At 34.0% G+C, this 5,635-nt stretch carries 5 protein-coding genes, 1 tRNA gene and 1 rRNA gene; all 7 read left to right on the top strand.

Annotated features, from left to right (window positions below; all coding sequences use genetic code 11):
- The first annotated feature begins 132 nt into the window (after positions 1–132).
- Positions 133–249: ribosomal RNA gene (gene rrf / locus C8C76_RS14720) — 5S ribosomal RNA — on the top strand.
- Positions 250–360: 111 nt separating this feature from the next.
- Positions 361–436: transfer RNA gene (locus tag C8C76_RS14715), tRNA-Asn, on the top strand.
- 213 nt (positions 437–649) lie between these two features.
- Positions 650–1,411, top strand: coding sequence for a DeoR/GlpR family DNA-binding transcription regulator (locus C8C76_RS14710; protein WP_108142966.1), 762 nt, complete (start codon positions 650–652; stop codon positions 1,409–1,411).
- Between the two features lie 22 nt (positions 1,412–1,433).
- Complete coding sequence (pfkB, locus tag C8C76_RS14705; RefSeq protein WP_108142964.1) at positions 1,434–2,366, top strand: 1-phosphofructokinase; 933 nt, start codon at positions 1,434–1,436, stop codon at positions 2,364–2,366.
- Positions 2,367–2,387: 21 nt separating this feature from the next.
- Entirely contained in the window at positions 2,388–2,837 is a 450-nt protein-coding gene (locus C8C76_RS14700; protein ID WP_108142962.1) for a PTS sugar transporter subunit IIA, read from the top strand.
- A 32-nt stretch (positions 2,838–2,869) separates the two neighbouring features.
- A complete protein-coding gene (locus C8C76_RS14695; RefSeq protein WP_108142960.1) occupies positions 2,870–4,258 on the top strand; it encodes a PTS fructose transporter subunit IIC in 1,389 nt (462 codons plus the stop codon).
- 191 nt (positions 4,259–4,449) lie between these two features.
- Positions 4,450–5,481 carry a peptidyl-prolyl cis-trans isomerase gene (locus C8C76_RS14690; protein ID WP_108142958.1) on the top strand — a complete coding sequence of 344 codons (1,032 nt, stop codon included), beginning with the start codon at positions 4,450–4,452 and terminating at the stop codon, positions 5,479–5,481.
- Positions 5,482–5,635: the final 154 nt, after the last annotated feature.

Here is a 5,635-nt window from a genome sequence, read left to right as displayed (position 1 = left end):
GTAGATAGGCCAGAGGTGTAAGTGTAGTAATACATTAAGCTAACTGGTACTAATAGATCGAGGGCTTAATCATTATTTCCTATATGTATCTTTGATTGTACAGTTTAACTGTATAATACAATTTTATAGATTTCCGGTGGTAATAGCGGAGGGGCAACACTTGTTCCCATCTCGAACACAAAAGTTAAGTCCTCCAGCGCCTATGGTACTGCATTGGTAACGATGTGGGAGAGTAGGTCGCTGCCGGTCCTTTTTTTATTTAAAATGACTTTTTTAGAAAAAATCTAAAAAAGTACTGGAAATATAGTAGTATTTATGCTACAATATATTACAGTAAAAGAAAATATTAATATTTTATATTCCCCGATAGCTCAGTTGGTAGAGCAGGTGACTGTTAATCATCTTGTCGCAAGTTCGAGTCTTGCTCGGGGAGCCATTTTTTTATTTAGAGACCTTTTAAAGGGTCTTTTTTTGTTTTTATAGAGTATTTTATTAGTTTTTATTACAACTAGCTTAAGATCTCTCTTTTTAAAGTTTTTTGAAAATTATGTTGACAAACAAAAACGAATACTATATAATCATAAATGAACAAAAACGAAAACAAACAATCATAAACAAACATAAAAAATGGTGAAAAGAGGTTTTATTAATGTTTGCTGAAGAGAGAAGAAAACAAATTATAAAATTGTTGGAAAATAAAAAAAGAGCAAGTGTTAATGAACTAAGCCAAAATTTTGATGTTTCACGTGCAACAATCCGCAGAGATTTAAGTGAATTAGAAAAAGACGGATTTCTCCGTCGAACTCATGGAGGAGCGATCTTAAGCGGCAGCAGTAAGTTAGAACCAACTTTCAAAGAAAAAGAAGATAAACTGGCCAATGAAAAAAAGGCTATTGGAAAAAAAGCAGCAGAAATCATAAAAGATGGAGATACAGTATTTATTGATGCCGGAACAACAACCAGTCATATTATTGATTTTTTAGCAGAAAAAAAGAATCTTACGATAGTAACTCACGCTCTTCATATTATTAATAAAATAAATGAGAATGATCTTGACTGTGAACTTGTAGTTATTGGTGGTAATTTTAAGTGGTCAACTGAAGCTATGATTGGACCAATGGCAGAAGATAGTCTGAAAAAATTAAGGGTAGATAAGTGTTTTATTGGCTCAAATGGTTTTAATTTAGAATCGGCAGCGACAACACCTGATTTAAATGAGGCAAAACTCAAGGAGATTGCTTTAAAAATAGCTGGCGAGAATTTCCTAATATTTGATCAGAGCAAATGGGAGGAAATTTATTTTTATAGATTTGCTGAATTAAATCAGATAGATTTTATTATCACAGATTTTATCCAGGAGAATAAGAAAAAAAGTCTTGAACAGGAAAAGATTGAAGTTATTCTAGCTTAAAATAAATAATGGAGGTGAGCAGATGATATTGACAGTGACTTTGAATCCAGCCCTCGATAAAATAATTATTTTGGATAATTTAAAAGTTGGTAAATTAAATAGGGTTAAGGAAACTACAGTTTTGGCTGGAGGAAAAGGAATAAATGTTTCTGAAGTTTTGACAGAATTAAAGGTGGAAAATAAAGCGCTTGGTATAGTTGGCGGCAATAATGGCCGGACAATTACTTCAATGCTTGAAAATCGAGGTGTTAATTCCGACTTTATCTGGTCTGATTTTGAAACAAGACAAAATTTAAAGATTAAAGAAAAAGAAACTAATCGGGAAACTGAAATTAATGAAGCGGGTAGAGTAAGTGAGGAAAATGTTAATGATTTTATCGTTTTATTTGAAAAGTCAGTTAAGAAAAACAAGACATTTGTTCTTTCAGGAAGTTTGCCTGCTGGTGTAGATAAAGACATTTATGCTGTGTTAATTGAAAAAGCAAAAGAAAAAGAGGCAAGGGTTATTTTAGATAGTTCAGGGGAAGAATTCAAACTGGCTTTAAAAAAGGCTCCCTATTTAGTTAAACCTAATTTAGAAGAACTTGAAAATTTGTTGGGAAGAAAAATACACAGCAATGATGATCTAAAAAAGGGTGCTAAGTATTTACTTGATCAGGGAGTAAGTGTTGTAATGATTTCTCTGGGAGAAAAGGGTGCATTTATTGCTTCTGAATCTGAGGGATATAGAATTTATACTCCCCAGGTAAAAGTTTCTCAGACAACAGTTGGTGCTGGAGATACAATGGTTGCCGGTCTGGCTGCTGAGATAGATAATGATCAGGATTTAAAGGAAACAGGTATTTTTGCTGCAGCGCTGGCAACAGCTTTTGTAGAAAGTGGATCAATCTCTAAGATTGATGACCAGTTAATAGAGAGAATAAAAAATAGTACTAAAGTAGAAAAAATTTATTAAGCAAAGAAAAGGGGTATAATAATGGAAGTAAATGAATTTATTAATCAAAATTTGATTAAAATGAATTTAACAAGTGAGGACAAAGATTCAGTAATTAAAGAAATGATTGAAATCATGGCTGAAAATGAAATAATAACTGATAAAGAAGAAGTAATCAAAAAAGCGATGGAAAGAGAAGAAAAAGGTACAACTGGAGTTGGAAAAGGGGTTGCCATTCCACATGTAAAAAGCTCAGCAGTTAAAAGACCTGCAGTTGCCTTTGGCCGTTCAGAAAAAGGTATTGATTATGGTTCTATGGATGAAAAACCAAGCTATTTATTTTTCTTAATCACTGTTCCCGAAGAATCTCATGATGAGCATTTAAAATTATTAGCTAAACTGTCCAGAAATTTAATTCATGATGATTTTAGGAACAGCCTCTTAGAAGCCAAGGATGAAGAAGAGGTAATGAGTGTGCTGGAAAATATCTAAATAGATTTCAAAAAAATGAGGAGGATTAGTTTATGAAGAAAATTGTTGCTGTAACTTCCTGTCCAACTGGGATAGCACATACCTATATGGCTTCTGAATCTTTAGAAGAAGCTGCCAAAAAAATGGATGTGCAGATGAAGGTAGAAACTCAGGGATCTGTTGGTGTGGAAAATGAATTAACAGATCAGGATATCAAAGAAGCAGATGCTGTAATTATCGCAGCTGACACCAATGTCAGCAAAGATCGATTTGGTGGTAAGTATATTGTAGAAGTGGCTGTTGCTGATGCAATTAATGATGCGGAGGCTTTAATTAATCAGGCTCTTGAAGGTGCTGAATCCGGCAAAAAAAGTGAAGTTGATTCAAATCTTTATTCTCAGGTTAGTGATGAAAAATCAAAGCGTAAAGAAAAGAGAACAGGTGCATATAAACACTTAATGACCGGTGTTTCATTTATGCTTCCCTTTGTTGTTGCTGGTGGTCTTTCAATTGCACTTTCTTTTGTCTTTGGTATTAATGCGGCTGAACAGGAAGGTTCACTTGCTGCTGCTTTAATGCAGATTGGTGGAAATTCTGCCTTTGCTCTCATGGTTCCAATTTTAGCTGGTTATATTGCTTTCTCAATTGCTGATCGTCCCGGTATTGCTCCTGGTATGATTGGTGGTATGCTGGCAAGCAGTATAGGTGCAGGTTTCTTAGGTGGTATTATTGCAGGTTTCTTAGCTGGATATATTACTCAGTGGTTAAAGAAAACAATTAAACTGCCAGAAAATTTACAGGGTCTAATGCCGATATTAATTTTACCATTTTTGGCCAGTTTAATCGTTGGACTTTTAATGATTTATTTAATTGGACCACCTGTGGAAGGTATAATGAATGGCTTAGAATCATGGCTGCAGGGAATGACAGATGCTAATGCAGTTTTACTTGGACTTATTTTAGGTGCAATGATGGCTTTTGATATGGGTGGACCTGTTAATAAGGCTGCCTATACTTTTGGAGTTGGTCTTTTAGGATCAGAAATTTATGGACCAATGGCAGCAATTATGGCTGCTGGTATGACACCTCCTTTAGGACTTGCTCTGGCAACTGTATTATTTAAAAATAGATTTACCCGTCAGGAAATTGAAGCTGGTAAGCCTGCCTGGTTTATGGGGATTTCCTTTATAACTGAAGGTGCTATTCCTTTTGCTGCGGCTGATCCAATCAGAGTCATCCCTTCAATTATGACCGGTTCTGCTATTACAGGTGCTCTATCAATGTTATTTGGGGTAGGTTTACGAGCTCCTCATGGTGGAATTTTTGTACTGCCAATTCCAAATGTTGTAACTAATCTTGGATTTTATGCACTGGCAATTATAGCTGGTACAATTGTAACTGCTTTTATGCTGAGAATATTAAAACCTAAATTAGAAGAATAGACTGATTGGTAAAATGAAAAGTTAAATATTAAACTTAAAGGAGATATCAATTTTGGTATCTCCTTTCTGCTATTATTAATAATTAGAATAGGATTAGAATCAGTTGAGCTTGTTTGCTTCTAATGGATTTTATGGTATAATAATTATCGATGGATAAAAATTTAGAATATTTAAATTGGGAGTGTTTATTAATGAATTTAAAGAAAAATATTTTAGTTATCACAGTAGCAATTTTATTAGTTTTATCAGTTCCAGTTATGGCTCAGGATATGGAAGATGTTAATGAGACAGTAACTGAAGAAACTCCAGAAGTTGCAGCTTATGTAAATGGAGAAGAAATTTCGATGCAGGAACTGGAACAGTTTGCTGGAGTTAGAAACATCTTAATGCAGCTATTACAGTCTAATCAGGAATTTGCCTCTGTAATCTTACAAACAGAAGCGGGTCAGGAAGTAGTTAATGAATTCCAGAAATTAAAGCTGGAACAGTTAGTTACAAATGAGCTGCTCGTCCAGGAAGCTAAAAATAGAGGACTTGAAGTTAGTGATCAGGAAATGAATAATATTTTTGATCAGCAGATAAATGCTTTAAAACAGCAGAACAATTTAAATGATGAACAGCTGGAACAGGCTATTCAGCAGCAGGGTTTTGAATCCATGCAGCAGTATAAAGATATGTTTTTTGAAAATAATATGAATGGTTTTCTGGTAAATAAATTAAGAGAAGAAGTAGTAAATGAAGTTAGTGTAAGTGATGAAGAAGCTAAAGAATATTATGACAGCAATCAGCAGCAGTTCGAAACTTCTGAACAGAAAAAAGTAAGCCATATTTTATTCGATGAGAAAGAAAAGGCTGAAGAAATATTAACTGAGATTAATAATGGTGCTGATTTTGCAGAAATGGCAAGAGAGCATTCTACAGGTCCTACAGCAGAAAATGGTGGAGATTTAGGATTTATAACTGCTAATGAGCAGGGTTTAGATAGAACTTTCCGTGATGCTGCAATGGAATTAAGTGTAGGAGAGGTAAGTGCTGAGCCAGTAGAAACTCAGTTTGGTTTTCATTTAATTAAAGTTACTGATTCTAGAGAAGCAGGAGTTAGAGAATTTGAGGAAGTTAAATCTCAAATTAAAAGTCAGCTTAGAGGTCAGAAACAAAATCAGGCTTTTCAGGAATTTGTTGAAGGCTTAAGAGAAGATGCAGAAATAGATATTCAATTATAAAATTAATAAATGAAGAAAATAAAAATTCCTGCCCTAGAAAAAGGCAGGAATTTTTTTTGATATATAGGAAATTATGCTTTTGCAGGAATGTGGATAAATTTGTAGAAGGATAAAAATATTATGAGCCCAAAACAAAGAGGAAAGCACATTAAAG

This window comes from Halanaerobium saccharolyticum (genome assembly GCF_003053565.1).
Taxonomy (GTDB): Bacteria; Bacillota; Halanaerobiia; order Halanaerobiales; family Halanaerobiaceae; genus Halanaerobium; species Halanaerobium saccharolyticum_B.
This window is presented reverse-complemented; position numbering and strand designations above follow the sequence as displayed.